This window comes from Acidaminococcus sp. AM33-14BH (genome assembly GCF_003603525.1).
Taxonomy (GTDB): domain Bacteria; phylum Bacillota; class Negativicutes; order Acidaminococcales; family Acidaminococcaceae; genus Acidaminococcus; species Acidaminococcus intestini.
This window is the reverse complement of the sequence record NZ_QTNG01000002.1, coordinates 44,968-71,763: the sequence shown is the minus strand read 5'-3', so window position 1 is coordinate 71,763 and position 26,796 is coordinate 44,968. Positions and strand designations below refer to the sequence as shown.

Below are 26,796 nucleotides of genomic sequence, written 5' to 3'. Positions count from 1 at the left end.
CGCCACCTATATCAAAGGAGGACGTTTAGATTATGGATGCTTTTCTGGTAGCTCTGAAATCTGTCCTGACGGACAGTGGTTTCATGGCTTTTACAGCGGGCAATGCCATTATGATCCTGGTTGGGTGCATCCTGCTTTACCTGGCCATCGTCAAGGGCTTTGAACCGTTGCTGCTTACCCCGATTGCTTTCGGGTGCCTTTTGGCGAATATCCCCAGAACCGGGTTTGAAACCGATCCTGGTGTTATGAAGCTGATCCTGGCTGGTATCAAGTATGAAGTCTTTCCACCGCTCATTTTTATGGGTGTTGGGGCAATGACGGACTTTGGTCCGCTGATTGCTAACCCGAAGACCTTGCTTCTTGGTGCTGCTGCTCAGGCTGGCGTATTCGTGGCTCTTCTTGGCGCTATGCTTCTTGGCTTTAACGTAAGGGAAGCCGCTGCAATCGGCATCATTGGCGGTGCTGATGGTCCGACTTCCATTTATCTTGCTTCCAAGATGGCTCCGCATCTGCTAGGTGCCATTGCTGTAGCTGCGTATTCTTATATGTCCCTTGTACCGCTTATTCAACCGCCAATCATGAAGCTGTTTACGAGCAAGGAAGACCGCAAGATCAAAATGGCTCAGCTCCGTACGGTTTCCCACTTCGAAAAAGTGGTATTCCCCATTGTCTGCACCATTTTCATCTCCTTACTGCTTCCTTCCGTATGCTCCCTGATTGGGATGCTCATGCTGGGTAACCTCTTTACCGAGGCAGGCTGTTTGGGCCGTCTGTCCGACACGGCTCAAAATGCCCTCATGAACATCGTGACCATCATGCTGGCAACGGGGACCGGCCTTACGATGAAGGCCGAAAGCTTCCTGACGACGCAAACAATCCTGATTATTTTCCTGGGGCTCGTCGCTTTTGCCGGTGGTACCGCTGCTGGCGTCATCTTCGGCAAATTCATGTGCATCCTGGATCATGGCAAGACCAATCCGCTAATCGGCAGTGCCGGTGTTTCCGCCGTTCCGATGGCAGCTCGTGTCTCCCAGGTTGTCGGCCAGAAAGCCAATCCGTCCAACTTCCTGCTCATGCATGCCATGGGCCCGAACGTAGCCGGTGTTATTGGTACGGCTGTTGCGGCTGGTACCATGCTGGCCATGATTGGCGCGGCCAAATAACTTTGTGCATGACGCACAATTCTCTGTCATCAATAAAAGGACTGCTGCAGGTTTCTGCAGCGGTCCTTTTTTCTATGCCCAAGAAGGCACTCTTTCCTATGGGAAAAGGTATGAAAACGAGGGATTTTTTGATATAATATAGAATGTTTATCGTGGAAGGGAACCCATTGTTCCCTATAAGCAATTTTTATAAAGGAGAACTCCCATTGATCGAGGAAATGAAAGAATTCTCCGGTATCGGTGAAACCCGCCGGACCCTGCAGTATGTCACCCTTTTTGTCATTGCCCTTTTCTGGGTCTATGAAGGGTATCGCACCTTTGCCTTATACCGCTTCAGCCTCATGGGATGGGGCTTTAATGTTTTGTTCCTTTTGCTTTATCTGTGGCGGACCGCTTTTTCCTATACCTATGCCTTGACGCCCAGTCATTTCATTATTATCATGTATGGCTTAGGGATTGAACGGCGTCTTTCCATCTCCCTTAACGACATGGAAAGCTTCAGCAACCACTATAAGAAGAGTTTCTTTAGGAAAACGAAGATTGGCAGCTATACCCATCGTTACTCTTCACTTGATCCCAATCCCCAGCGCATCCTGGTCTATCGGAAGGGAAAGAAACTTTGCGGCCTGCTCTTTAAGTGTTCAGACCGCATGATTGCCGAACTGGCTCGCCGTTACCCCAGCCAGTTTCTCGATTTCGGAGCATAAGGAGGCCTTTATGGAGCGTTATATTGGAATTGTGACAGCAGTCAGTGGACAACGAGCCAAGGTCCGTATTGAACGGGGCCTCAAAAAGGGTGAAAAACCGCGCATCCTTGACTGCTGGAATACCTGTGAAGCGAAAAAAGGAACCTATGTGGAAGTGGAAGAACAGACCCTTGGTGAGCGGCAGGGTAAATGGATCGTTCGTGGGATTCCCTTACTGACCCTTCTTGCGGGAGCTATTTTTGGCCGTGCTGTATCCCGCTATCTGCCCTTTGACCTCGGCGTGACTATGTTCATAGGCGCTATTGTCTGGGGGCTTTTGGGATTTCAGTATGCCCGAACCTTTAAACGGGATGTCACAAGCCGCCGCGGTAAGCAATGGGCCGTTACAGGATACTATACGGAAGGCATGCTTCCGGAAGAAAGGGTGGAAAGCTGATATGACTTTTGGTTCCAAGGATCGCTTCTGGTTCTTCCTGTTTCTTGCGGCCGGTGCCATCATCGGCGGTCTTTTGGGAAACTTCCTTGAAGCGTCTCAATTTTTTGGGGCTGGTACGGCCTTTTTGATCCATAAGTATCAGGTCCTTAACATTCCCCCTGTCGATGTGGACCTTTATATCGCCAAGATTACCTTTGGCTTTACGTTTTCTCCCAATTTGGTGGCCATCATCGGCATGATTTTGGCCCTTGTGATCTTTCAGCATCTATAAGGAGGCTGTCATGCAGGTCATTTTGGCATCAAAGTCCCCTCGGCGCAAGGATCTTCTTGTGCAGGTCGGCATGGATCCACTTGTGATGGACAGCTATGTGGAGGAAGTGACGGAAGCCCTTTCTCCAGAGGCCCTGGTTCGTGAAAATGCCGCTCGCAAAGGGCGGAAAGTTGCGGCTGCGGTGGCACCAGATGCCCTGGTTATTGCTGCTGATACGGTTGTCGCTGATGAGCGTGGCATCCTTGGCAAACCGAAGGATCGGGAGGAGGCCGTACGCATGTTGCGGCGCCTTTCCGGTAGGACCCATAAGGTCCATACAGGTCTTTATGTGAGCCTAGGCGGCAAAGAACATCTTTCCGTGACGACAACGCAGGTTACGTTTTGCCCCCTTACGGACAGGCTTATTCATCGCTATATTGGAACAGGAGAACCAATGGATAAGGCTGGGGCCTATGGGATCCAAGGGGCGGCCGCCCTTTTCATTCCTCACATAGAAGGCTCCTACAGCAATGTTGTTGGTCTGCCTCTTGCCACTCTTTTTACAGCACTCGATGAACTGGATGTGAAACTAGATGACACAACACTGCTCCATGCACGAAATTGTTCGCGAGGAACGGCCTCGGGAACGGCTTAAGCAAAAAGGGGCCAAGGCCCTAAGCGTAACGGAACTATTGACCATTCTCATTGGTTCGGGAACGCGCAGTGCATCGGCCCTTGAAATCGCTTCACTTTTGACCAGTAGGGAGATGGATCTCGACCAATTGGCCCGTGTGACAAGGATTGAGGAACTCACCCATGTGAAGGGACTTGGCCCAGCTCGGGCTTCGGTCATTGTCGCTGCCCTTGAATTGGGCCGTCGCCTTGCGGAAAAAACAAGCCGCCAAGGAGACCGGATCAGATGTCCCGGCGATGCCGCCCGTATGGTTATGGAACGGCTTCGCTATGAAGTGAAGGAACATGTCCTGACTCTTCTGCTTTCTGCCAAGGGAAAAGTACTGGGAATCGAAGAGGTCTTTGTTGGCAGTGCCAGTCAGGCAACGGTGCATCCCCGGGAAATCTTCGAGACCGCCCTTCATCATCATGCGTCTGCCTTGATCCTTGTCCATAACCATCCGTCCGGGGACCCAATGCCCAGTCGTCCCGATATCCGTCTGACAGAGCGCCTGGCTCAAGTGGGGGGCTTGATGGACATTCCGCTGGCGGACCATATCATTATTGGTGATGGAATCTACTACAGTTTTAAAGATGCGGATCAGTTATAAAGAAAGAGGGATCATGCGTGTTTGATTTGTTCGGCTCCCTGTCTTCCACCATGGGCGTGGACCTGGGAACAGCCAATACTTTGATTTATACAAAAGAAAATGGCATCATTGTCCGGGAACCCTCCTTGGTAGCGCGCCATAAAAAAACGGGCAGGATACTGGCTGTTGGCAGCGAAGCCAAACAGATGGAAGGCCGGACACCGGATTTTCTTGAAACCCTTCGTCCCTTGCGTGATGGGGTCATTGCTGATTTCGATGTAACTGCCGCGATGCTGCGCATCTTTCTCAAAAAAGCACTTCGTGGGCGTAAATTTGTTCAGCCCACGCTTGTTGTCAGCGTTCCCTGCGGTGTCACAGCCGTGGAACGCAGGGCTGTCATCGACGCGGCAACTCAAGCCGGCGCGCGGGACGCTTATCTTATTGAGGAACCCCTTGCTGCTGCATTGGGGGCTGATATGCCCGTCCGGGAAGCGGCGGGAAACATGGTGGTGGACCTGGGCGGCGGTACAACGGAAGTGGCGGTCATCTCCATGGGAAAGATTGTCCTTTCCCGGACGCTCCGATTGGGCGGCGATGCCCTTGATGAATCTCTGGTTCAGTATATCAGGAGACAGTACAATCTCATGATCAGTCCCGCAATGGCTGAGCGGATGAAGATGGAAATTGGTTCCCTTGCTGAAAGTACACAGCCCCAGGCCATGGAAATCCGGGGCAGGGATCTGCTTACAGGCCTTCCCAAGCCGCTTGCAATAAACCAGAATCAACTTCTGCCGGCACTTTACGAGCCCCTTCGTGAAATCATCGATGTGGTGAAGACCACCCTTGAAATGACCCCGCCGGAACTTGCCAGCGATATCATGGACCGGGGCATTGTCCTGACGGGCGGCGGAGCTCTTTTGCGCAATCTCGACCGGGTCATGGCCCGTGATACGGGCATGCCCGTACGGATTGCGCCCGATGCACCTCTTTGTGTTGTCCTCGGTACGGGTAGGGCCGCACGCAACTTTAATTCATTCCGGCGGAAGAACCATCCTGCCAAGAGTCATAAATAAGGAAGAGTAGAAGCATGATGCAGGAAAGAAAAATTAGGCTGGCCATTTTTGTGGTCATTGGCCTTCTCGTGGGCGGAATCATCCTTGATGCCCTCTCACGTTTTACTGTGGTCAATTCGGCCATTGCCACCCTTGTAAGACCCATCAATTTCATAGTCGGTGGGGCCGCTTCTGGCGCCCGCAGTGTATCGGATTTTTTTACGTCGAAAGGGACGCTGCAGAAAGAAAATGCGGCACTCAAGACGGAGAACGACGACCTGCGTCAGAACAATGTGGAACTCATTGCCATGAAGGCAGAGAACGAACGGCTCAGCAAACTTCTGAAGTTCAAGGAGCTCCATCCCAAATACGAACTCATGCCGGCCAAGGTCATCAGCCGGGACATGGGGGATTTTAAGGATGTTATCCTCATTGATAAAGGCAGTGATGAGGGGCTGCGACTTAATATGCCTGTCGTCAATGCTTCCGGGATCATTGGCATCATCGATGCGGTCTATCCCCATATGTCCAAGGTTCTTTTGATTACGAGTTCGCGGAGCAGCTTGGGAGGGCTTAACTTGCGCGGTGATTCCAGGGCCGCCGGGATTGTAAATGGTGTTGCCGGCCCCGATCTTTCCCTTGAAATGCGCAACCTTGCCCGGAACGCGGATGTGCTCCCTGGTGATACAATTGTTTCAAGCGGATATACTGGCTATCATCCAGAGGGGCTTGTCATTGGCACCGTGGAAGATGTTCAGATGGATCCGGGAGGTCTGACCAAAACGGCTTCAATCATTCCCTCTGTGGACTATACCCATCTGGAAGAAGCCCTTGTCATTACGAACTATGCCGGTTTTGCTGACTTTCTCCGCGAAGAGGGAAAAGATCCTAATAAGAACATTAAAGGGGGAGCTGGCCGATGAACACCTTCTTGTGGCTCTTCCTTAATCTCTTCCTCTTTTCCTTGAAAACCCATTGGTTCCTCCTTTTTACCACGTATGATTCTCCTGATTTTCTTCTTCTTTTGCTTATCCTCTATGCCCTTGATCAAGGAGGCCGCAAAGGGGCCCTGTATGGAATTGGTATGGGGCTTTTCCTCGATGTGGTCTCTTTTGGCTATTTTGGCTATCATTTGGTGACACGCGCTTTGGTGGGTGCTTTTATTGGCAGCAACCGTATGAACGTCTTTGCTGATCGGATGCCTACTTATATGATTCTAACCGCACTCGTGACGCTCCTTCTGGGTGTGGTGCGGGGCTTGTTTCTCTGCGTCATGCTCCATCGCTGGATGCCTTTTGTCCCCTTTGCGCTTTGGACACTGCGTTCCATTGGCTGGAACCTCATTATGGCCCCTCTTGTTTGGGTCATCTACCAAAAGGTCAAGGAGCGCTTCTTGCGCCGCCATTCCTATTATTATCATCTGTAACGAGTGAGGAAGGATACCATCGTGCTGAATAAAAAATATGCGTATCGCTTGGAATTCATGCTCGTCGCTTCTGCCCTCATCGTCTTTTTCTTGATTGGCCGCATGTTCTATCTGCAAATCATCAAGGGCAGTTACTACAGCCGTCAAGCCGAGGGTAATCGGACGCGCTACACGCGGATCCTTGCGCCGCGGGGCATCATCTATGACTGTAATGGGGAGGAACTGGCCAATAATCAGCCCGGTTTCATGGTTTCCTTGGCACACCGCAACACGGGCTACAGGGATGAAACAATCGAGCGCCTATCGGAACTGGTCCATATTCCTGTGGACAAGATCAAGGAAACCATCAATCTCCATGGCGGTTCGGCAGAACCTATCCGTATTGTGCGCAACGCACCGCCCGACGTGGTCGCCAAAGTAGAAGAAAACCTGCGCTACCTGCCTGATGTCATGATTGAGGTCCAGCCTGTCCGAACTTATCCCAATAAGGAACTGGCTGTCCACGCCTTGGGGTATGTGGGCGAAGTCAGTGAATATGAAATCGAACAGGGTGTTTATGAAAACCTCAAAGCAGGTGACATCATCGGTAAATTTGGCCTGGAAAGCTATTATGATAAGTACCTGCGCGGTACGGACGGCAGTTACCGAGAGGAAGTCGACGTCAATGGCCGCGTTATCCAGGTCATGGACAAGGTGGAACCAAAGCCTGGTCAAGGGCTGGTGCTTACTATTGACGCTAAGCTCCAGCGTATCACTGAAGCCGCCGTCGACCGGCAGCTCAAAGCCATTGGAGCCCGCGGTGCCGCCGTCGTGGTCCTTGATCCCAATAACGGGGAAATCAAGGCCCTTGTTTCCCGACCTGGTTTTGATCCCAACTGGTTCGTAAACGGTATCAGTGAAAAGAACTGGAACTACATCAATACGGATCCATTTCATCCTATGACGGATAAAGCCATTGCCGGCGAATATCCGCCGGGATCGACTTTTAAGATTGTTACGGGTTCGGCAGCCCTTGAAGAAAAGAAAGTTACTCCCGATGAACTCATCTTTGACTCTGGCCGACACTGGCTCGTCGATATGCGCAATGCTGGCGGTGAAGCCTTAGGATGGATCAATTTCAAACGGGCCCTATCCGCTTCGGATAACGTCTATTTCTATGAAATGGGCAATCGCCTCGGCATCGATTTGCTTGACCAATATGCCGAAAAGTTCGGTTTTGGGAAGAAAACTGGGATTGACCTTCATGGGGAGGCCTCAGGCCTTATTGCAACCCCGGCTTACAAGAAAAAGGTCTTTGAAGACGAATGGTACTTGGGCGATACGTTCAATACAGCCATTGGTCAGGGCTTTACCTTGGCAACACCCATGCAGGTTGCGGAAATGCTTGCGGCTGTGGCGACCGATGGAAAGCGCTACAAGCCCCATCTTGTGAGCAAGATCATCAACGACGACGGCAGTGTAGCCGAACGCTTTGAACCGCAGGAAGAAGGTAGTCTGCCGGTTTCCCAGAAAACCTTGGACCTTATCCAGGACGGTCTCCGAGCGGTGACGGAAGAAGGTGGGACAGCATCGGCCCTAAAATCCCTGCCTGTTGATGTGGCCGGTAAGACCGGTACGGCAGAAAACCCCCATGGCAGGGACCATGGCTGGTTCATTGCTTATGCTCCGGCCAAGAATCCCAGCCTTGTTGTGGTCTGCGTTGTGGAGCAGGGCAGTTATGGGTCGGTTTCAGCCGCGCCTATTGTTCAGTCTATCTTGGAATATGCCTTTACGACACCGGGTGTCAAAAAGCCCGGCAGCGGGTCTTCGAAAGATAAAACGACCCCGAAGAAGAAAGGGTAAGTGAGGAGAAAGCATGCGTCATTCCTTTAAAAAGTATTTTCGGAACGTGGATAAGGTCCTTTTTTTGAGCGTCATGCTGCTCATTGCTATCGGCCTTGTTTTGATTGCCAGTGCTACCCATGCCAATATTCCCGGTCCCCATCGCTACCGCTTTGTTTTTCGGCAGGCTCTTTTTGTTATCGTGAACCTCATTTTGGGCGGTTACCTGATGCGTTTTGATTACCGCATCTTAAAACATGTTGCCAAACCTCTGTATATTTTCAATCTGGTTATGCTGGTTGCCGTCATGGTTGTCGGGAAAAGTGCTTTAGGTGCGCAGCGCTGGCTCCAATTGGGCCCCATCAGCATTCAGCCCAGTGAGTTTTCCAAAGCTATCATGATTGTCTGTCTGTCCTCTTTTGTGGAATCGCGGCTGCCGACGTTAACGGACTTTCGCAGTTGGATCCCTGTTTTTCTCTATGTCTTTGTTCCTTTTCTCCTGGTTATGCGTCAGCCTGACCTAGGAACAAGCCTCGTCTTTATGGCGATTCTCTTAGGTACAATGATCATCTGCGGCTTCAGGATCCGTTATTTTCTCATCATGGGCGGTTTGGGTCTTGCTTCAGCACCTCTTATCTGGCACATGCTTCATGAGTACCAGAAAAACCGGATCCGCGTCTTCCTCAATCCCGGACTTGAACCGTACGGGAGTGGTTACCATGTCATTCAGTCCATGATTGCTATTGGTTCCGGTCTTTTTTTTGGCCGTGGTCTTTTTAATGGAACCCAGAGCCAGCTTAACTTTCTTCCTGAAAATCACACGGACTTTATTTTCGCCGTGGCCGGCGAAGAGTTTGGGTTTGTTGGGGTGACACTGATCCTGATTCTCTACTTGATTGTCATCGTCAGGGGCATCACGATTGCCCTTCATGCAAGCGATGATTTTGGAACCCTGCTTGCTGTTGGGATTGTTTCTATGTTTACCTTTCATATCCTGGTCAATGTGGGCATGACGAGCAATGTTATGCCCGTAACAGGGGTTCCGCTGCCCTTTATGAGCTATGGTGTCAGTTCCCTTACGACCAATATGCTCATGGTGGCTCTTTTAATGAATATCCATGCTCATCCCAAGACCTTGAGATTTTAGTAAGGAGGCCCTATGCACAAGGATTTACCGATTGATATCCTCAGTGCTGTTGAAAAACCAGCCCGTTATACGGGAATGGAATTTGGCAGCATCGTCAAACCGGAAAGCGAGGTCGAGGTTTCCTTTGCCCTCGCTTTTCCTGATACCTATGAAATTGGCATGAGTTACCTGGGGTTTAAGATCCTTTATGCCATTCTCAATAAACAGCCCTATATCCAAGCTGAACGGGTCTTTGCGCCCTGGGTGGATATGGAAGACAAGATGCGAGAGCGCGGGATTGCTTTGGAAAGCCTTGAAACGAGCCGCCGTCTTGGTAATTTTGATCTTGTAGGATTTACCCTCCTTTATGAAATGAGCTATTCCAATATCCTGAATATGATGGATCTAGGCGGGGTTCCCATTTGGGCCAAGGACCGCGGCCTTGATGATCCCTTTGTCTGTGCTGGCGGTCCCTGTGTCTTTAACAGTGAACCTTTGGCTGATTTCCTGGATTTTTGTATGCTTGGCGATGGGGAACGCATCATTGTGGAAGTCTCCGATGCCTACCGGGCCTGGAAATCAGAAGGAAAACCCGGTGGACGGAAGGAATTCCTGCGCCGTGTGGCTAGGATCCAGGGCGTATATGTACCGAGTTTCTACACCGTGACCTATCATGCTGACGGGACCATCAAGTCTGTGACACCCAATGAACCGGGCGTTCCGGCAACGGTCTATAAGCGGGTGGAACCGGATATCAACGATCTTGATTTTCCGACCCATCCAATTGTTCCTTATGGAGACACGGTTCATGACCGGATCATGCTGGAACTCTTCCGCGGCTGTTCCCGCGGCTGTCGGTTCTGCAATGCAGGCATCATTTACCGTCCGGTTCGGGAACGAACACCGGAGAACGTCAAGAAACTGGCCCGCGAACTGGTACCGGCAACAGGATACAACGAAATGAGCATGTTCTCCCTAAGTACGGCGGACTACTCTCAGTTGGATCCCCTGGTACGGGATCTTTTGGAAGAATTCAAGGATGACAAGGTGAGCGTTTCCCTGCCGAGTCTGCGCATTGACAGTTTTTCTGTAAAACTGGCACAGGAAGTTCAGGCCGTTCGTAAGAGTGGGCTGACCTTTGCTCCTGAAGCCGGCAGCCAGCGCATGCGTGATGTGATCAATAAAGGAGTTACAGAAGAAAATCTCATGGATGCGGTGGGCGCGGCTTTTGAAAATGGCTGGTCCCAGGTAAAACTTTATTTCATGATCGGCCTGCCGACAGAAACCGATGAGGATATCCTTGCGATTGCTCATCTTGCCCGGGCCGTGAAATGGCAGTACAAAAAGATTACGGGCCGCTTTGGGGCCCGCGTTACGGTAAGCGTGTCCAACTTTGTCCCCAAACCCTATACGCCTTTTGCTTGGGTGGGACAGAATACAAAAACAGAATTTGACCGGAAGCATATGCTCCTTAAGGAAGTCTTCGACACGATGAAAAATGTCAATTTCCAGTATCATGATTCCCTCACAAGTCTCATGGAAGGCGTCCTTGCCAGGGGCGACCGCCGTCTTTCCAAAGCCATCTACTTGGCTTTTCGGGACGGGGCCCGTTTTGACAGCTGGTCCGAACATTTTTCCTTTGACCGCTGGAAAAAAGCCATTGAAGGAGCTGGACTTGATATGGCCTTCTACAACAACCGCCCGCGCGGAAAAAATGAGAAGTTTCCTTGGGAGCACACGAGCTGCGGCGTTTCCCGTGGCTTCCTGTGGAAAGAATACGAACGGGCCCAGGAAGCTGCTTTGACCCCGGATTGTCGGCGTGGAGCCTGTACGGGCTGTCAGGTCTGTCAGCAGCTGGGGGTCAAGATCATTGATTGGAAGGGGAAGGAAGCATGAAACTACGGTTGCAGATCACAAAAGAATCCGGAATCCGGTTCATTTCCCATCTGGAATATCTGAAAACCTTGGAAAAAGCCATTCGTCGGGCTCGGATTCCTGTTGCCTATTCCCAAGGCTTTAATCCCCATATGAAGTTTTCCTTGGCTTCTGCCCTGAGTGTAGGGGTGACGAGCAGGGCCGAATTTCTGGAACTATATCTGCGGGAGCCCGTCCCCCTAAAGGACCTCGTTGATGCCCTTTCCTGTAATCTTCCCATGGGCATCCATATCGTACGTGCCGACCTAGCAGATGATAAGGCCCCGAAACTCATGGCTTCGGTTGCAGGAACGACTTATTTGGTGAAGGTCCCCTGTGCGGCAGATCCTTCAGACGGGCTTCAGCGCTATGAAAGGGCGGAAAAGGCTCTTTATACGAAAACACATGGCAAGGGCAAGGGCAGCCCGCGCATCGTGGATGCCAAAGCTTTCGTCCCCTATGTGCAGGCTTCATATGAAGGGGGCATGCTGACGCTCCAATTTGACTGTCTGGTTTCCCAGGAAGGCAGCATGAAGGCCGCCGAGCTCTTGAAGGTCCTTCACGATGACTTCGGTCTCTCCCTTGACCTTGAAAAAGCGGATATTGCCCGTCTTGACCTATACGCAGCAGGCCCTAATGGAGAAAAAAGGCCGCTCCTTCAGGCAGATGGTATGACGCTGGAAAGCGGCGCCCTATGACCGCCATCTTTGTCAGTGTCAAACCGGAAGAAACCCGCATGGGACTGGTATTTGACAGCAAGCTCCGCGACTTTGCCGTTGAGCGCCGTGGGGAGGGAAACCTTGTTGGCAATATTTACCGAGGCCGTGTATCGAATGTTGTGCCTGGCATCCAGGCTGCCTTTATCGATCTTAATGTGGGGAAAAATGGGTTCCTGACACTGCATAAACAGGATCGCCTGACGGAAGGCCAGATGCTTCTTGTCCAGGTTGTCAAGGACTGTCGGGGAACCAAAGGGCCGGGTGTCACGCGAAACGTGACCTTGCCGGGCCGTTACATCGTCCTTGAACCTTTTGGCAATCGTATTTCCCTGTCGCGGAAGATTACCTGCAAATCCCTCCGCACTCGTCTGCGGACGCTCGTCCAAAAGAGTCTTCCTGAGGGGATGGGGGTTGTCATCCGAACCGCAGCGGCTAAGGCCGCCGACGAGGAAATCGAAAATGATTTGCGTCAGCTCCTTGCCAGTTGGCAGGTCCTTCTGCGCCGAAGCAAAGTGGGGAGGGGCCCGCAGCTGCTTTATCGGGAACTGGATCTGTCCATCCGTATGATCCGGGACTATGTGACAAAAGATGTGCAAAAAATCATTGTCGATGATGAAGCGACCTATCATACGGTGGAAGAACTTCTTCAAGATATGGGCCTTACGGAAATCCGGACCGAATGGTATCAGGAAAAGGAAGATCTCTTTACCCATTATGGACTCAATGAAGAAATTGCCAGCATTTCTGACCGGGTGGTTCCCCTGCCTGGCGGTGGTTCTCTTGTCTTTGACTATACGGAGGCCATGACGGTCATTGATGTCAACAGCGGGCACTATTCAACTGGCAGTGACAGGGAGGAGACGAGCCTTGCCACGAATCGGGAAGCGGCCTTGGAAATTGCCCGTCAGTTACGGCTGCGGGATATCGGCGGCATCATCGTTGCTGATTTCATTGATATGGAGCGCAAGGAGGAACAGGAGGAAATCCTGGACCTCTTGCGCCGGGAATTTGCGATGGACCGCATGAAGCCCCGTGTTATGGGCATGACAGCCTTGAATCTTGTGGAGATGACGCGGATGAAGGCGCGGCGCAATCTCTTTGGTACCGTCTATACGACTTGTCCCATGTGTCAGGGAAGCGGCCGTGTGGAATCGCCAGAAACGGTCTATGTGGAAATCCGGCGCCGGCTGCGCAGCCTTTATCTCGATCATGCCATGGCCCGCAGTTTGGTCCTTTCTGTTCACCCTCTGGTAGAGGAATGGATTCGCATCCATGGGATGAAAGACATGGAACAGGAATTTGGTGCCAAGATTCGCTTGGTTTCCAATCCATCATTGGCCGTGGGTGTCTTTACGCTCCTCAATGCCCCTGATGGGGATTAAGTCATGAAAGGAGGCCCCTTGATGGCGGCCCTATTTCCTTCATATGTCATAACGGTTCTGGAACTGTTCCGAAAACATGGATTTGAAGCCTATGTCGTTGGCGGAGCCGTGCGCGATCTGCTTTGCGGAAAGCATCCCCATGACTACGATATTGTCACGAGCGCCCGACCGGAAGAAACCCGCCGTCTTTGCAAAGGGGCGGGTCTTTCTGTTGTGGAAAACCTGGGCGAAAATTTCGGTGTCCTGGTCCTTCTTGTAGAAGGACGAGCCGTTGAAGTTGCTGCCTACCGCAAGGAAGTTTATGGAACGGATGCGCACCGCCCTAGCGGTGTTGCGTACTGCCAGACCCTGGAAGAAGACCTGGCACGAAGGGACTTTACGGTCAATGCCATGGCGATGGATCTTGCGGGGAACTTGACCGATCCCTATAGCGGACAGCGTGACCTTGAGCATCATGTCCTGCGTGTGGTAGGATCTCCTTCGGACCGTTTTTCTGAAGATGCCCTGCGCATGTTCAGGGCCTGCCGTTTTGTCGCACAGCTCGGCTTTCTTCCCGAGGCTGGTATCCTCCCGGCAATCAAGGCGGAGGCATCGCGTGCAAAGGGCCTCTCTCTTTCCCGTGTCAAGGCGGAGCTGCATAAACTTCTTAGGGCACCCTACGCTGGTCAGGGCATGAATCTCATGGTCCAAAGCGGTCTTGCAGGGATGTCGTGCCGAATCAAAAAAGAGGGAACCTATGAAAGCGTCCCCATTTTGCCGGAGCTTCTCGATCTTGTGGGTGTCCCTCAAAATCCTCGCTTCCATCCCTTTGATGTATGGGGCCATATCTGGCATGCCTTGGACCACAGTGACGGTTCCCTGACTTTGGGATGGGCCATCCTGCTTCACGATGTGGGGAAGGGAAGGAAAGGTGTCAGGGGCATTCGCCCCGATGGCATGCCCAGTGACCATGGACACGACAAGGTGGGAAAAGCCATGGCGGAAAGCATTCTCCACCGTCTGGGGGAAAACGGAGCCCTAGTGAACCGTGTGGCTTTTCTTGTAGGAAACCATATGCATTTTGGACCTGCTCGATTCCTGCCGGATGCGGCACTTTGGCGCTGGCTTCGGAAGGAAGCCCGCAGCGGGGCGTTCCGCTGTACCAAGGACTTGCAGGAAGCATTCCGGGAATTGGGGACCCTTTGCCTTGCCGATATGGCAGCCACAACGGCTTCGGCAGAAAGTCAGGCGCTGGCGCGCCATTTTGCAGATCAGCTTTTTCTGATGGCCGGTACTATGCCCGTCCATACAGCAGACCTTGCCATAAGCGGGCGGGACCTTATTGCTGCGGGAATTCCGCAAAGGGTCCTTAAAAGGCTGCTGCCCCTGCTTCTTTCCCGTGTTCAGGACCGAAATCTTTCCAATACCCCTGAAGCGCTCCAGAGAGCAGCGGACATCTGGTGGAAAAAGGAAAAAGAAAAAGGACCCACGTCTTAACGTTTCCGTTTAAAAATATAACTACATTTTGATTGCATACGGGATACCCCTTGAAAACGGGGTCCCGGTTTTTTTTCATATGTAACATTTTTTTAGCTATTTTCGTGGAAAAAAGGAAAAAGCACGATTATTGTTATGGGGCCTATTTAGAAAAAACCTAGGAAAAATGGGCTTTTTTAGTTTTTTAATAAAAAAATTGTCCGAATTCATATAAAATTGTTAAAAAACGCATAAATCCTTGAAATTGAATTTAAAAAAATAGTTATTTGTGTTATAATCGCTTTGTACTATGAAGAGTGATACCAATCGGAACCTGAATCGAGAATGTTCAAAGGGGGATGGATGATTTAGCGGACGATGGTTCCGGAACTTCAGCATGCTTAGCCAAAGTATGGAAATTAAAAGGAGGTTTTTGCTTTGAGTAAAGTAATGACGTTAAAAGACGCTATTGCAAAGTATGTCCACAGTGGTGACCATCTTGCACTGGGTGGTTTTACGACTGACCGTAAACCGTATGCAGCCGTCTATGAAATCCTGAGACAGGGAATCACGGACCTGACCGGACTTTCCGGTGCTGCCGGCGGTGACTGGGATATGCTCATTGGCTGTGGCCGTGTCAAGGCATATATCAACTGCTACACGGCTAACTCTGGTGTAACGAATGTTTCCAGACGCTTCCGTAAATGGTTCGAAGCGGGCAAACTCACCATGGAAGATTATTCCCAGGATGTCATCTATATGATGTGGCATGCCGCTGCCCTTGGCCTTCCGTTCCTTCCGGTTTCCCTGATGCAGGGCTCCAGTCTTGAAACCGAATGGGGCATCAGTAAGGAAGTCCGCAAGACCCTCGATAAGGTTCCTGATGACAAATTTGTCGAAATCAAGAACCCGTTCAACGACAAACAGCGCGTCCTCGCCATTCCTGTTCCTCAGATTGATGTAGCCATCATCCATGCCCAGCAGGCTTCTCCGGATGGTACGGTTCGCATCTGGGGCGGCAAGTTCCAGGATGTCGATATTGCTATGGCTGCTAAGCACACCATTGTTACGTGCGAAGAAATCATCAGCAACGAAGAAATCCGCCGCGATCCGACCCAAAACGACATCCCCTGCATGTGCGTAGATGCGGTTGTCTTGGCTCCTTATGGCGCTCATCCGTCTCAGTGCTTCGGCCTGTATGACTATGATAATCCGTTCCTGAAGGTCTACGATGTTGTTTCCAAGACCCAGGAAGATTTCGATGCATTCTGCAAGGAATGGGTCTTCGACCTGAAAGATCACGATGAATACCTGAACAAACTGGGCGCAACCCGCCTCATCAACCTGAAGGTTGTTCCTGGTCTTGGGTATCATGTTGATATGACGAAGGAGGGCTAATTAGGATGGCTGATTACACGAATTACACCAATAAAGAAATGCAGGCAGTTACCATTGCCAAGCAGATTAAAAATGGTCAAGTCGTAACCGTTGGGACCGGGCTCCCCTTGATCGGTGCCAGCGTTGCTAAGAGAGTCTATGCTCCGGACTGCCACATCATCGTAGAAAGTGGCCTCATGGACTGCTCCCCTGTTGAAGTACCTCGTTCCGTTGGTGACTTGAGATTCATGGCTCACTGCGGTACCATTTGGCCTAACGTTCGTTTCGTCGGTTTTGAAATCAACGAATACCTCCATAAGGAAAACCGTCTTATCGCTTTCATCGGCGGTGCGCAGATCGACCCCTATGGTAACGTAAACTCCACCTCTATTGGTGACTATCATCATCCGAAGACCCGTTTCACTGGTTCTGGCGGCGCAAACGGCATTGCAACCTATTCCAATACGATCATCATGATGCAGCATGAAAAACGCAGATTCATGGACAAGATCGACTACGTGACCAGCCCGGGTTGGATTGATGGCCCTGGCGGACGTGAAAGACTGGGCCTTCCCGGCGAAGTAGGGCCTCAAATGGTTGTTACGGACCGCGGGATCCTCAAATTCGACGAAAAGACCAAGAGAATGTACCTGGCTGGATATTATCCGACCTCTTCCCCCGAAGACGTCATTGAAAATACGGGTTTTGAAATCGACGTTTCCCGCGCTGTTGAATTGGAAGCTCCGGAACCGTCCGTTATCAAATTGATTCGTGAAGAAATTGACCCGGGCCAAGCTTTCATCAAAGTGCCTGTGCCGGAAGCCAAATAAGAGATAAGTAGGAGGAACGAAAAACATGGGTTTTTACTCTATGCCCCGTTATTTTGAACATATGCCGCAGGTCGGCAAACCGATGAAGAAAGCGAATCCGGAAAACGAAGCTCAGCTGAAAGCCATCGAAGCCGAGATCCACGAACTCATCAAAGCCGCCCAGTCTGCTGGCCGCAGCGATGAATCCCTGAATGAATCCGGTCAGCTGACTGCACTGCAGCGCGTTGAAAAACTGGTTGAACCGGGCACTTTCAGACCGCTCAACACCCTGTACAATCCCGAAGGCAACAAGAACGGTTCCGTCAGCATTGTCAAGGGCTTGGGCCGCATTAACGGCAAGTGGGCTGTTATCGTTGCTTCTGACAACAAGAAGCTTGCCGGTGCCTGGGTACCGGGCCAGGCCGAATGCCTGCTCCGTGCTTCTGACACGGCAAAGACCCTGCGCATCCCTCTTGTCTATGTCCTGAATTGCTCTGGCGTTAAGTTCGACGAACAGGAAAAGGTTTATCCGAACCGCCGTGGCGGTGGTACGCCTTTCTTCCGCAATGCTGAACTGAACCAACTCGGTATTCCTGTTATCGTAGGCATTTATGGGACGAACCCTGCTGGCGGCGGTTACCACTCCATCAGCCCGACCATCCTCATTGCCCACGAAAAAGCCAATATGGCTGTTGGCGGCGCCGGAATCCTTGGCGGAATGAGCCCGAAAGGCTACATTGATATGGAAGGCGCTGAACAGATTGCTGAATCTGTTGCAAAAAGCGGCAAGACCGAGCCCCCTGGAGCGGTTGATATCCATTACACTGAAACGGGTTTCTTCCGTGAAGTTTATGCTTCCGAAGAAGGTGTTCTTGAAGGCATCAAAAAATATATTGGCATGCTGCCGAGCTACAATCCGGAATTCTTCCGTGTTGACGATCCGAAAGCACCGGCCCTGCCTCTGGATGACCTCTACTCCTTGGTTCCGCTGAACGACAAGAGAGCCTATGATATGTATAACGTCATTGGCCGACTCTTTGATAACAGTGAATTCAGTGAATACAAGAAGGGTTACGGCCCTGAAATGATTACCGGTATGGCAAAGGTCAACGGCCTTGTGGTCGGTGTTGTTGCCAACTTCATGGGCTTGTTGATGAACTATCCTGAATACAAGACCGGTGCTGTTGGTATGGGCGGTAAGCTCTATCGGCAGGGTCTCATCAAGATGAACGAATTCGTGACGCTCTGCTCGAGAGACCGTCTGCCAATCATCTGGATCCAGGATACGTCCGGTATCGACGTTGGCAACGACGCTGAAAAAGCCGAACTGCTTGGTCTGGGTCAATCCCTGATCTATTCCATCCAGAATTCCAACATTCCGCAATTCGAAATTACTCTGAGAAAAGGTTCTGCAGCTGCTCACTACGTACTGGGCGGGCCTCAGGGCAACGATACGAACGCGTTCTCCATTGGCACGGCTGCCACGGAAATCTATGTCATGAACGGCGAAACCGCTGCTGTGGCTATGTATTCCAGACGTCTTGCTAAAGATAAGAAAGCCGGCAAGGACCTGCAGCCGACCATAGACAAGATGAATGCCCTAATCGAAGCTTTCCATACGAAATCTCGTCCGAAGGTTTGTGCTGAACTCGGCCTTGTCGATGAAATCGTTGATTTCACTAACCTTCGTGGCTATGTAGAAGCCTTCGCCGAAGCTGCTTACCAGAATCCGAAATCTGTTTGCCCGTTCCATCAAATGCTGCTGCCAAGAGCCATCAGAGAGTTCGATACCTTCACGAAGAAATAATTTCCTTAGGAGGAACTTTACTGAATGAGTATCTATACCCTCGGAATTGATATTGGTTCCACTGCATCAAAATGCATCATCCTCAAGGATGGCAAAGACATTGTCGCCAAGTCCCTCGTGGACGTTGGGGCTGGCACGACTGGACCGGCCCGTGCCATTTCCGAAGTCCTTGAGAGTGCCAACATGAAAAGAGAAGATCTGGCCTTTACCCTGGCAACAGGGTATGGCCGGAATTCCTTGGAAGGCATTGCTGATAAGCAGATGAGTGAGCTTTCCTGCCATGCCATGGGGGCCCATTTCCTCTGGCCTAATGTCCACACGGTCATTGATATCGGGGGACAGGATGCCAAGGTTATCCATATTGAAAATGGTGCGATGACCAACTTCCAGATGAACGATAAATGTGCCGCAGGTACGGGACGTTTCCTCGATGTTATGGCCCGTGTCCTCGAAGTCAAGGTCAGTGATCTTGCTCCGCTGGGGGCGCAGTCTACAAAACGTGTGCCTATCAGCTCAACCTGCACGGTCTTTGCGGAATCGGAAGTCATCAGTCAGCTGTCGAAAGGAACCAATAAAATCGACATCATTGCCGGTATCCATCGTTCCGTTGCCAGCCGTGTCATTGGTCTTGTCAACCGCGTCGGGGTTTCTCCAGACGTGGCCATGACCGGTGGGGTGGCACAAAACTACGGCATTGTCCATGCATTGGAGGAAGGCCTTGGCGTAGAAATCAAGACATCTCCCTTGGCCCAGTACAATGGGGCCTTGGGAGCGGCTCTCTATGCATATCGAAAGGCGAGCAAGTAAGCGCTCAACTTGATGAAAAGAAGGAAGGATCATTATGGCAAAAACTGTAAGTCCTGGCGTCCAGGCATTAAGAGACGTAGTTGAAAAAGTTTATCGTGAATTGAGAGAAGCTAAAGAAGCTGGCGAACCTGTAGGCTGGTCGTCTTCCAAGTTCCCTTGCGAACTGGCTGAATCCTTTGGGCTGCATGTTGGTTACCCTGAAAACCAGGCTGCCGGTATTGCAGCTAACCGTGACGGCGAAGTTATGTGTCAGGCTGCTGAAGACCTGGGCTATGACAACGATATCTGTGGTTATTCCCGTATTTCCTTGGCTTATGCTGCTGGTTACCGTGGTGCCAACAAAATGGATAAAGATGGCAACTATGTCATCAATCCGAACAGTGGCAAACCCCTGAAAGATGCCAATGGCAATAAAGTCCTCGATGAAAATGGTAAGCCGGTCAAGGATCCGAAGACCCTGAAACCGTATGCAACGACGGATAATATCTATGAAATTGCTGCCCTTCCGGACGGAGAAGAAAAGACCCGCCGTCAGAACGCGCTTCATAAATATCGTCAGATGACCATGCCGATGCCGGACTTCGTTCTGTGTTGCAACAACATCTGCAACTGCATGACCAAATGGTATGAAGACATTGCCCGCCGTCATAACATTCCCCTCATCATGATCGACGTTCCTTACAATGAATTTGACCATGTCAACGAAGCCAACGTCAAATATATCCGCAGCCAGCTCGATACGGCTATCCGTCAAATGGAAGAAATTTCCGGCAAGAAGTTCGACGAAGATAAGTTTGAACAGTGCTGCCAAAACGCCAACCGTACGGCAAAAGCTTGGCTGAAGGTCTGTGACTACCTCCAGTACAAACCGTCCCCGTTCAACGGTTTTGACCTCTTCAACCATATGGCTGACGTCGTAACGGCCCGCGGCCGTGTCGAAGCTGCTGAAGCATTCGAACTGCTCGCCAGCGAACTGGAAGAACACGTCAAGAACGGCACGACGACCGCTCCTTTCAAGGAACAGCATCGTATCATGTTCGAAGGCATTCCTTGCTGGCCGAAACTGCCTGACCTCTTCAAGCCGCTCAAAGCTAACGGCCTTAACATCACGGGCGTTGTGTACGCACCGGCCTTTGGCTTTGTTTATAACAATCTTGATGAACTCGTCAAGGCTTATTGCAAGGCTCCGAACTCCGTTTCCATCGAACAAGGTGTTGCTTGGCGTGAGGGTCTTATCCGTGACAACAAAGTCGACGGCGTTCTGGTCCACTACAACCGTTCCTGCAAACCTTGGAGCGGGTACATGCCTGAAATGCAGCGCCGCTTCACGAAGGATCTGGGCATTCCGACCGCCGGCTTCGACGGTGACCAGGCTGACCCGAGAAACTTCAACGCTGCTCAGTATGAAACGCGTGTACAGGGCTTGGTCGAAGCCATGGAAGCAAATGACGCAAAGAAGGGGAATTGACAATGGCTATCAGTGAACTGATTGAAGAATTCAAAAAAGTATCTGCCAGCCCGAAGACCATGTTGGCCAAATATAAGGGTCAAGGCAAAAAAGTAATTGGCTGCCTGCCTTACTATGTTCCGGAAGAACTCGTCTATGCTGCTGGTATGGTTCCGATGGGAATCTGGGGCAGCAACGGCAAACAGCAGATCCGTTCCAAGGAATACTGTGCAACCTTCTACTGCACGATTGCTCAGCAGTCCCTCGAAATGCTGCTTGATGGGACCCTCGATGATATTGACGGAATCATTACGCCGGTTCTGTGCGATACCCTGCGTCCGATGAGTCAGAACTTCAAGGTTGCCATGAAAGACAAGATGCCTGTTATCTTCCTGGCTCATCCTCAGGTCCGTCAGAATGCTGCCGGCAAGCAGTTCACCTATGACGCATACAATGAAGTCAAAGGCCATTTGGAAGAAATCTGCGGTCATGAAATCACCAATGATGCCATCCTTGATGCCATCAAAGTGTATAATCGCAGCCGTAAGGCCCGCCGCGAATTCTGCAAGCTGACGAACGCCCATCCTGACCTGATCCCTGCTTCTGTTCGTGCAGCCGTTCTGCGTGCAGCTTACTTCATGCTGAAGGATGAATATTCGGACAAACTGGAAGCCCTCAACAAAGAACTGGCCGCTGCTCCTGTTGGCAAGTTCGATGGCCATAAGGTTGTCGTTTCCGGAATTATCTACAATATGCCTGGCATCCTGAAAGCCCTTGATGACAACAAACTCGCCATTGCTGCTGATGACTGTGCTTATGAAAGCCGCAGCTTCGCTGTGGATGCTCCGGAAGACCTGGATAATGGCCTGCAGGCACTGGCTGTCCAGTTCTCCAAACAGGGCAACGATGTTCTCCTCTACGATCCTTCCTACCAGGAAGATACGAGAAATGAACATGTCTGCAGCCTTGTGAAGGAAAGCGGTGCTGAAGGCGTCATTGTCTTCATGATGCAGTTCTGCGATCCTGAGGAAATGGAATATCCTGACCTGAAGAAGGCGCTGGATCGTCACCACATTCCTCATATCAAAGTTGGCGTCGATCAAATGACCCGTGACTTTGGTCAAGCTACGACGGCTCTCGAAGCATTTGCTGAAAGCCTCTGATGATTGCAAAAAGGCTGTCCCTTTGGGGGCAGCCTTTTTCATATGGGGATGTTTCTGGCTGCTTTTATCAAGATGTAATAATTATTACAAACATTACTAACGGATAAAGGAAGGAAAAAAATTCTCATGATATTTCAGTGGATTTTTCTCCTCTTTGTCTATTAATCGTGTTTAAAAAGTGTAATCCTGTTTCCTCCTGCCATTCTATGATGAGAATGGCATGTTAGCGTGACTTTGTGAAGCAAAATCTTCTCATTGGAAAATTGTCCAGTCCTTTCTTTTTATGCTCAATCGTAACCTCTGTCCATGACAAATGTGCAAACTAGGTGTTGTGTAGTAGCCGTGAAAAATTACCCAAATAGCACTATATGTTGATATTTTTCTTGCGCTCCGACCCAATATGGTGTATTCTATATGCGTAATCGCTCTGGGCGGATTCGCTTTTTATTCCACCGCTTTTTTAAGGAAAGGGAGCGGATGCTTTTATGTTTGGTCAGCAAAGGGCACGTTAGGACAGCGTGTTCTTTCACCTTCTATAAGAGAAAAATCAAGAAAGGATGAGTGCGATGGGAATGCAAGTCATAAAGCGGGATGGGTCAACTGTATCCTTTGATCGGCATAAGATCGTGGTTGCCATTCAAAAGGCCAATAAAGCAGTGGAGGAGGGAGAACGACTTCCGGAATCTGATATTGATACCATCGCCTCCTTCGTAGAAGGAAAGAAAAGGAAACGCTTCCTTGTGGAAGATATCCAGGATATGGTCGAAAAGCAGATCATGAACCGCGGCCGTTACGAACTGGCCAAAGCCTACATTATTTATCGCTACAACCGGGCCCTTGTCCGTAAAGCCAATACGACGGATGAATCCATCCTGTCTCTGATCAGCAACAAGAACAAGGATGTCATGGAAGAAAATTCCAACAAGAACGCCGTTATGGTTTCCACCCAGCGTGACCTTATTGCCGGAGAAGTATCCCGTGATTTGACGCGCCGGATTGTGCTGCCGGAAAAGATTTCCCGTGCTCATGATGAAGGTATCCTTCACTTTCATGATTCGGACTATTTTATCCAGCCCATGTTCAATTGCTGCCTTATCAATATTGGGGATATGCTGGATAATGGAACGGTCATGCATGGCAAACTCATTGAAAGCCCAAAGAGCTTCCAAGTTGCCTGCACGGTCATGACCCAGATCATTGCGTCTGTCGCGTCTGCCCAATATGGCGGACAGTCCGTTGATATTTCCCACCTGGGCAAATATCTCCGCCGCAGCCGGGATAAGTTCCGTAAACGCCTTGTGGAATCCACCCAAGGTTCACTGAGTGAAAAGGAACTCAACGAAATCCTCGATGCCCGCATGAAGGAAGAACTGGCAAGCGGTGTCCAGACAATCCAGTACCAGATCAATACCTTGATGACGACTAATGGACAGTCTCCTTTCGTAACCCTTTTCCTTCATTTGGATCCCAAGGACGAGTACATTGAAGAAAATGCTCAAATCATCGAGGAAATCCTCAAGCAACGTTTGGAAGGCATCAAGAATGAAGCCGGTGTCTACGTTACTCCGGCCTTCCCGAAACTGGTTTATGTCCTTGATGAAAATAACTGCCTCAAGGGTGGTAAGTATGATTACTTGACTGAGCTTGCTGTACGCTGCTCCATCAAACGGATGTATCCGGACTATATTTCGGCCAAGAAGATGCGCGAAAACTATGAAGGCAATGTCTTTTCCCCCATGGGATGCCGAAGCTTCCTCGTACCTTGGAAGGATAAGGATGGACACTATAAATTTGAAGGCCGCTTCAATCAAGGGGTTGTTTCCATCAACCTGCCCCAGATTGGCATCATTGCCAAGGGCGATGAGGATAAGTTCTGGAAACTCCTTGACGAACGCTTGGAACTCTGCCGTGAAGCACTTATGGTCCGTCATAATGCCCTCAAGGGGATTCGCAGCGATGTCAGCCCAATCCATTGGCAAAACGGGGCCATTGCCCGTCTAAAGAAGGGCGAAACCATTGATAAGCTCTTGGAAAATGGCTACTCCACGCTGTCGTTGGGGTATATCGGCCTTTATGAATGCACGGTGGCCATGAAGGGATGCAGCCACACGACACCGGAAGGCGAGGAATTTGCTATGCGTGTCATGAAGCACCTCAACGCGGCCTGCAAGAAGTGGCGTGCTGAATCGGGACTGGGATTCTCTCTGTATGGAACCCCGGCTGAATCCCTGTGCTACCGGTTTGCCCGCATCGACAAGGAACGCTTCGGCACTATCAAGGATATTACGGACAAAGGATACTATACCAATTCCTATCATGTTGATGTCCGTGAACATATCGATGCTTTCAGCAAATTCAAGTTCGAAAATCAGTTCCAGCCCATTTCTACAGGAGGCTGCATCTCCTATGTCGAGATTCCTAATATGAAGAAGAATCCGACAGCTGTGGAAGACCTTGTTCGCTTTATTTACGACAATATCCAGTATGCCGAATTTAACACAAAGTCCGACTACTGCCAGGTCTGCGGATTTGACGGAGAAATCAAGGTCAATGACAACTTGGAATGGGAATGCCCCCAATGTCATAATAAGGACCAGAGTAAGATGAATGTTGTGCGCCGGACCTGTGGCTATTTGGGCGAAAACTTCTGGAACGTCGGGAAAACGAAGGAAATCAAGTCCCGCGTCCTTCATCTGTAAGGGGGCCGCACCGTGAATTATGCCGCTATCAAAAAAACAGATGTCGCCAATGGACCGGGTGTCCGTGTCTCCCTTTTCGTAAGCGGCTGTACCCATCACTGTAAAGGCTGTTTCAATGAGGAAGCTTGGGATTTTTCTTATGGCAAGCCTTTTGACCAACATGCCGTCAAGGAAATCATGGAAGCCTTGGAACCTGACTATATCAGGGGCTTCTCCCTTTTGGGTGGGGAGCCCTTTGAACCGGAAAATCAAGCGGTTCTTGTTGGCGTCCTGCGCCATGTGCGTGAGCACTATCCTCAAAAGACCATTTGGTGCTACAGCGGCTATCTCTTTGATGAAGATATGCTGAAAGGGCGCTTGGGTGACCCATCCATTACGATGGAAATGCTGGGCTATTTGGACGTTCTTGTTGACGGGGAATTCGTCCTTTCTGAAAAGGACCTCAACCTGCGCTTCAAGGGCAGCAGGAACCAGCGAATCATTGATGTACCCCGCTCTCTCAAGGAAAAGAAGATTATCCTTTGGGACGGTGCGGAATTTGCCTAAGGCAAAACAGACCGTGAAGAGATGCTCCCTCTTCGCGGTCTTTTTTCTATCTCCGGATGATGAAAAGCCAAAGGCGTTCTTGGAATAGGGACTTGCCTCTTACGCATGGGCCCTATCCGTGATACAATACGAGTATGCGCTTCTTTTTTTTATAAAGGAAGGTGGATTGAAATGAACCCAGCTGCGCTGTCTGAAGAGAAAATCGTAGAAATAGGGCGGGAATGCCGTCGTTATTTTCATGCTCACCCAGAGATAAGCACCCAGGAAGCGGAAACCAGTGCCAAGATTTTTTCGCTTCTTGAAGAGTGGGGGCTCTCCCCTGTAAGGGGAACGGGCCACTATGGAGTGGCGGCGACCCTCAAAGGAAAGTCAGAGGGCCCGCTGATTGCCCTTCGCGCCGATATGGATGCCCTGTCTGTAAGGGAAGAAACAGGGCTGCCCTTTGCTTCCCAAAATGAAGGCGTCATGCATGCCTGCGGTCACGATGTCCATATGGCAATCCTGCTTGAAACCGTCCTGCGGCTTCTGCAGCGCCGCGATGACTTGTTTGGATCGGTTCGTATCCTCTTTCAGCCCTCGGAGGAACTGTCACCTACAGGCGGCGCCCGGCTCATGATGAAGGATGGATTCCTTGACGGGGTCTCCGGTGTATTTGGCCTTCATGTCTGGCCTAGCTATCCCGTAGGTAGAATTGGCATCAAAGGTGGTCCCCTCATGGCTGCTTCTGACCGGTTCCGTGTCACTATCAAGGGGCGTACGGCCCACGCGGGGCATCCCCATGAGGGGGTTGATGCCATTTTGGCTGCCGCTGATTTTCTGCAGGAAGTCAGCCATATTGTTTCACGGCGTGTGAGCCCCCTTGATACAGCAACCATCAATGTGGGAACCATTTCCGGCGGGAGCCGTTACAATGTAGTGCCCGGTTCCTGTATCTTAGAGGGAACCATCCGGACCCTTAACGAAACAACGAGGGACCATATCCCCCAGTGGCTTGAGGGCATCCTGAAGGGACTTGAACAAAGCGCAGGCATCACTTATGAATTTAACTATTTTCGAGGTTATCCGGTCCTGATGAACTGGCCCAAGCCGGCTGAACTTGTCAGGCAGACGGCTCAGGAAACACTGGGCGAAGAGGCTGTCATGGCTCATGTGGAACCGGATCTTACGGCCGAAGACTTTGGCTTTTATCTTCAAAAAGTGCCAGGGGCCTTTTTGTGGCTAGGCTGCAGTACCCCTGGTACACCGGCTGCCGGGCTTCATAATGCTCGTTGCTGCCCTGATGAAAAGGCTCTTGAAGTGGGATCTCGGCTGATGGCTGGCGTAGCCATCAAGGCCCTCGCCGCCCTTTCAGCAGATCATGACTTTTTCCAAAAAGATGGAAGCCTTTCTTAGAGGCGCCGGAGTACCAAAATGCAAAGAGGTGATTTT

Annotated in this window: 24 protein-coding genes; all 24 read left to right on the top strand. The window is 50.7% G+C overall.

Annotated features, from left to right (window positions below; translation table 11 throughout):
• Nucleotides 1-32 precede the first annotated feature (32 nt).
• The 24 genes from gcdB (at nucleotide 33) to DW817_RS01685 (ending at nucleotide 26,760) form a co-directional block, all read left to right on the top strand.
• Entirely contained in the window at nucleotides 33-1,163 is a 1,131-nt protein-coding gene (gcdB, locus tag DW817_RS01800; RefSeq protein ID WP_009016127.1) for a sodium ion-translocating glutaconyl-CoA decarboxylase subunit beta, read from the top strand.
• Between the two features lie 206 nt (nucleotides 1,164-1,369).
• Nucleotides 1,370-1,870, top strand: a complete 501-nt coding sequence (locus tag DW817_RS01795) for a hypothetical protein (RefSeq protein ID WP_014128090.1) — start codon at nucleotides 1,370-1,372, stop codon at nucleotides 1,868-1,870.
• A 10-nt stretch (nucleotides 1,871-1,880) separates the two neighbouring features.
• Nucleotides 1,881-2,306 carry a SoxR reducing system RseC family protein gene (locus tag DW817_RS01790; protein ID WP_009016083.1) on the top strand — a complete coding sequence of 142 codons (426 nt, stop codon included), beginning with the start codon at nucleotides 1,881-1,883 and terminating at the stop codon, nucleotides 2,304-2,306.
• Between the two features lies 1 nt (nucleotide 2,307).
• Nucleotides 2,308-2,577 (top strand): DUF4321 domain-containing protein, encoded by a 270-nt coding sequence (locus DW817_RS01785; RefSeq protein WP_009016082.1) that lies wholly within the window; start codon nucleotides 2,308-2,310, stop codon nucleotides 2,575-2,577.
• 10 nt (nucleotides 2,578-2,587) lie between these two features.
• Nucleotides 2,588-3,211: a nucleoside triphosphate pyrophosphatase gene (locus tag DW817_RS01780; RefSeq protein ID WP_021736351.1), complete on the top strand. Its 624-nt coding sequence runs from the start codon at nucleotides 2,588-2,590 to the stop codon at nucleotides 3,209-3,211.
• Entirely contained in the window at nucleotides 3,150-3,839 is a 690-nt protein-coding gene (radC, locus tag DW817_RS01775) for a DNA repair protein RadC (protein ID WP_009016080.1), read from the top strand. The genes DW817_RS01780 and radC overlap by 62 nt, the downstream gene beginning before the upstream one ends.
• Nucleotides 3,840-3,856: 17 nt before the next feature.
• A complete protein-coding gene (locus tag DW817_RS01770; RefSeq protein ID WP_120110728.1) occupies nucleotides 3,857-4,891 on the top strand; it encodes a rod shape-determining protein in 1,035 nt (344 codons plus the stop codon).
• 14 nt (nucleotides 4,892-4,905) lie between these two features.
• Nucleotides 4,906-5,793, top strand: a complete 888-nt coding sequence (mreC, locus tag DW817_RS01765; protein WP_009016078.1) for a rod shape-determining protein MreC — start codon at nucleotides 4,906-4,908, stop codon at nucleotides 5,791-5,793.
• On the top strand, nucleotides 5,790-6,296 hold the full coding sequence (gene mreD, locus DW817_RS01760; protein ID WP_009016077.1) for a rod shape-determining protein MreD: 507 nt from the start codon (nucleotides 5,790-5,792) through the stop codon (nucleotides 6,294-6,296). Before mreC ends, mreD begins: the two co-directional genes overlap by 4 nt.
• A gap of 21 nt (nucleotides 6,297-6,317) precedes the next feature.
• The gene (gene mrdA / locus DW817_RS01755; RefSeq protein ID WP_009016076.1) at nucleotides 6,318-8,138 is read left to right on the top strand and encodes a penicillin-binding protein 2; all 1,821 of its coding nucleotides are present in this window, start codon (nucleotides 6,318-6,320) and stop codon (nucleotides 8,136-8,138) included.
• A gap of 13 nt (nucleotides 8,139-8,151) precedes the next feature.
• Nucleotides 8,152-9,264: a rod shape-determining protein RodA gene (gene rodA, locus DW817_RS01750; RefSeq protein ID WP_009016075.1), complete on the top strand. Its 1,113-nt coding sequence runs from the start codon at nucleotides 8,152-8,154 to the stop codon at nucleotides 9,262-9,264.
• Between the two features lie 12 nt (nucleotides 9,265-9,276).
• The gene (locus DW817_RS01745; protein ID WP_009016074.1) at nucleotides 9,277-11,139 is read left to right on the top strand and encodes a TIGR03960 family B12-binding radical SAM protein; all 1,863 of its coding nucleotides are present in this window, start codon (nucleotides 9,277-9,279) and stop codon (nucleotides 11,137-11,139) included.
• Nucleotides 11,136-11,855 carry a TIGR03936 family radical SAM-associated protein gene (locus DW817_RS01740; RefSeq protein WP_016459927.1) on the top strand — a complete coding sequence of 240 codons (720 nt, stop codon included), beginning with the start codon at nucleotides 11,136-11,138 and terminating at the stop codon, nucleotides 11,853-11,855. Before DW817_RS01745 ends, DW817_RS01740 begins: the two co-directional genes overlap by 4 nt.
• Complete coding sequence (locus tag DW817_RS01735) at nucleotides 11,852-13,258, top strand: Rne/Rng family ribonuclease (protein WP_021736352.1); 1,407 nt, start codon at nucleotides 11,852-11,854, stop codon at nucleotides 13,256-13,258. Before DW817_RS01740 ends, DW817_RS01735 begins: the two co-directional genes overlap by 4 nt.
• A gap of 21 nt (nucleotides 13,259-13,279) precedes the next feature.
• Complete coding sequence (locus tag DW817_RS01730) at nucleotides 13,280-14,734, top strand: CCA tRNA nucleotidyltransferase (protein ID WP_120110725.1); 1,455 nt, start codon at nucleotides 13,280-13,282, stop codon at nucleotides 14,732-14,734.
• Nucleotides 14,735-15,151: 417 nt separating this feature from the next.
• On the top strand, nucleotides 15,152-16,111 hold the full coding sequence (gene gctA, locus DW817_RS01725; protein ID WP_009016071.1) for a glutaconate CoA-transferase subunit A: 960 nt from the start codon (nucleotides 15,152-15,154) through the stop codon (nucleotides 16,109-16,111).
• A gap of 5 nt (nucleotides 16,112-16,116) precedes the next feature.
• Complete coding sequence (gene gctB, locus DW817_RS01720; protein WP_009016070.1) at nucleotides 16,117-16,920, top strand: glutaconate CoA-transferase subunit B; 804 nt, start codon at nucleotides 16,117-16,119, stop codon at nucleotides 16,918-16,920.
• 25 nt (nucleotides 16,921-16,945) lie between these two features.
• Nucleotides 16,946-18,706 carry an acyl-CoA carboxylase subunit beta gene (locus DW817_RS01715; protein ID WP_009016069.1) on the top strand — a complete coding sequence of 587 codons (1,761 nt, stop codon included), beginning with the start codon at nucleotides 16,946-16,948 and terminating at the stop codon, nucleotides 18,704-18,706.
• 24 nt (nucleotides 18,707-18,730) lie between these two features.
• Nucleotides 18,731-19,513 carry a (R)-2-hydroxyglutaryl-CoA dehydratase activase HgdC gene (gene hgdC, locus DW817_RS01710; RefSeq protein ID WP_009016068.1) on the top strand — a complete coding sequence of 261 codons (783 nt, stop codon included), beginning with the start codon at nucleotides 18,731-18,733 and terminating at the stop codon, nucleotides 19,511-19,513.
• A 34-nt stretch (nucleotides 19,514-19,547) separates the two neighbouring features.
• A complete protein-coding gene (hgdA, locus tag DW817_RS01705; RefSeq protein WP_009016067.1) occupies nucleotides 19,548-20,981 on the top strand; it encodes a (R)-2-hydroxyglutaryl-CoA dehydratase subunit alpha in 1,434 nt (477 codons plus the stop codon).
• Between the two features lie 2 nt (nucleotides 20,982-20,983).
• Entirely contained in the window at nucleotides 20,984-22,123 is a 1,140-nt protein-coding gene (hgdB, locus tag DW817_RS01700; RefSeq protein ID WP_014128098.1) for a (R)-2-hydroxyglutaryl-CoA dehydratase subunit beta, read from the top strand.
• A gap of 572 nt (nucleotides 22,124-22,695) precedes the next feature.
• Nucleotides 22,696-24,822, top strand: a complete 2,127-nt coding sequence (nrdD, locus tag DW817_RS01695; protein ID WP_026385659.1) for an anaerobic ribonucleoside-triphosphate reductase — start codon at nucleotides 22,696-22,698, stop codon at nucleotides 24,820-24,822.
• Nucleotides 24,823-24,834: 12 nt separating this feature from the next.
• On the top strand, nucleotides 24,835-25,368 hold the full coding sequence (gene nrdG, locus DW817_RS01690; RefSeq protein ID WP_120110721.1) for an anaerobic ribonucleoside-triphosphate reductase activating protein: 534 nt from the start codon (nucleotides 24,835-24,837) through the stop codon (nucleotides 25,366-25,368).
• A 171-nt stretch (nucleotides 25,369-25,539) separates the two neighbouring features.
• Nucleotides 25,540-26,760 carry a M20 family metallopeptidase gene (locus tag DW817_RS01685; protein WP_021736622.1) on the top strand — a complete coding sequence of 407 codons (1,221 nt, stop codon included), beginning with the start codon at nucleotides 25,540-25,542 and terminating at the stop codon, nucleotides 26,758-26,760.
• The last annotated feature ends 36 nt before the right edge of the window (nucleotides 26,761-26,796 follow it).

What these genes read in the sequence shown, in the direction of transcription:
- gcdB (WP_009016127.1), top strand. Translation starts at nt 33, where the DNA reads ATGGATGCTTTTCTGGTAGCTCTGAAATCTGTCCTGACGGACAGTGGT.
- DW817_RS01790 (WP_009016083.1), top strand. Translation starts at nt 1,881, where the DNA reads ATGGAGCGTTATATTGGAATTGTGACAGCAGTCAGTGGACAACGAGCC.
- DW817_RS01785 (WP_009016082.1), top strand. Translation starts at nt 2,308, where the DNA reads ATGACTTTTGGTTCCAAGGATCGCTTCTGGTTCTTCCTGTTTCTTGCG.
- DW817_RS01780 (WP_021736351.1), top strand. Translation starts at nt 2,588, where the DNA reads ATGCAGGTCATTTTGGCATCAAAGTCCCCTCGGCGCAAGGATCTTCTT.
- radC (WP_009016080.1), top strand. Translation starts at nt 3,150, where the DNA reads ATGACACAACACTGCTCCATGCACGAAATTGTTCGCGAGGAACGGCCT.
- mreC (WP_009016078.1), top strand. Translation starts at nt 4,906, where the DNA reads ATGATGCAGGAAAGAAAAATTAGGCTGGCCATTTTTGTGGTCATTGGC.
- mreD (WP_009016077.1), top strand. Translation starts at nt 5,790, where the DNA reads ATGAACACCTTCTTGTGGCTCTTCCTTAATCTCTTCCTCTTTTCCTTG.
- rodA (WP_009016075.1), top strand. Translation starts at nt 8,152, where the DNA reads ATGCGTCATTCCTTTAAAAAGTATTTTCGGAACGTGGATAAGGTCCTT.
- DW817_RS01745 (WP_009016074.1), top strand. Translation starts at nt 9,277, where the DNA reads ATGCACAAGGATTTACCGATTGATATCCTCAGTGCTGTTGAAAAACCA.
- DW817_RS01740 (WP_016459927.1), top strand. Translation starts at nt 11,136, where the DNA reads ATGAAACTACGGTTGCAGATCACAAAAGAATCCGGAATCCGGTTCATT.
- DW817_RS01735 (WP_021736352.1), top strand. Translation starts at nt 11,852, where the DNA reads ATGACCGCCATCTTTGTCAGTGTCAAACCGGAAGAAACCCGCATGGGA.
- DW817_RS01730 (WP_120110725.1), top strand. Translation starts at nt 13,280, where the DNA reads ATGGCGGCCCTATTTCCTTCATATGTCATAACGGTTCTGGAACTGTTC.
- gctB (WP_009016070.1), top strand. Translation starts at nt 16,117, where the DNA reads ATGGCTGATTACACGAATTACACCAATAAAGAAATGCAGGCAGTTACC.
- DW817_RS01715 (WP_009016069.1), top strand. Translation starts at nt 16,946, where the DNA reads ATGGGTTTTTACTCTATGCCCCGTTATTTTGAACATATGCCGCAGGTC.
- hgdC (WP_009016068.1), top strand. Translation starts at nt 18,731, where the DNA reads ATGAGTATCTATACCCTCGGAATTGATATTGGTTCCACTGCATCAAAA.
- hgdA (WP_009016067.1), top strand. Translation starts at nt 19,548, where the DNA reads ATGGCAAAAACTGTAAGTCCTGGCGTCCAGGCATTAAGAGACGTAGTT.
- hgdB (WP_014128098.1), top strand. Translation starts at nt 20,984, where the DNA reads ATGGCTATCAGTGAACTGATTGAAGAATTCAAAAAAGTATCTGCCAGC.
- nrdD (WP_026385659.1), top strand. Translation starts at nt 22,696, where the DNA reads ATGCAAGTCATAAAGCGGGATGGGTCAACTGTATCCTTTGATCGGCAT.
- DW817_RS01685 (WP_021736622.1), top strand. Translation starts at nt 25,540, where the DNA reads ATGAACCCAGCTGCGCTGTCTGAAGAGAAAATCGTAGAAATAGGGCGG.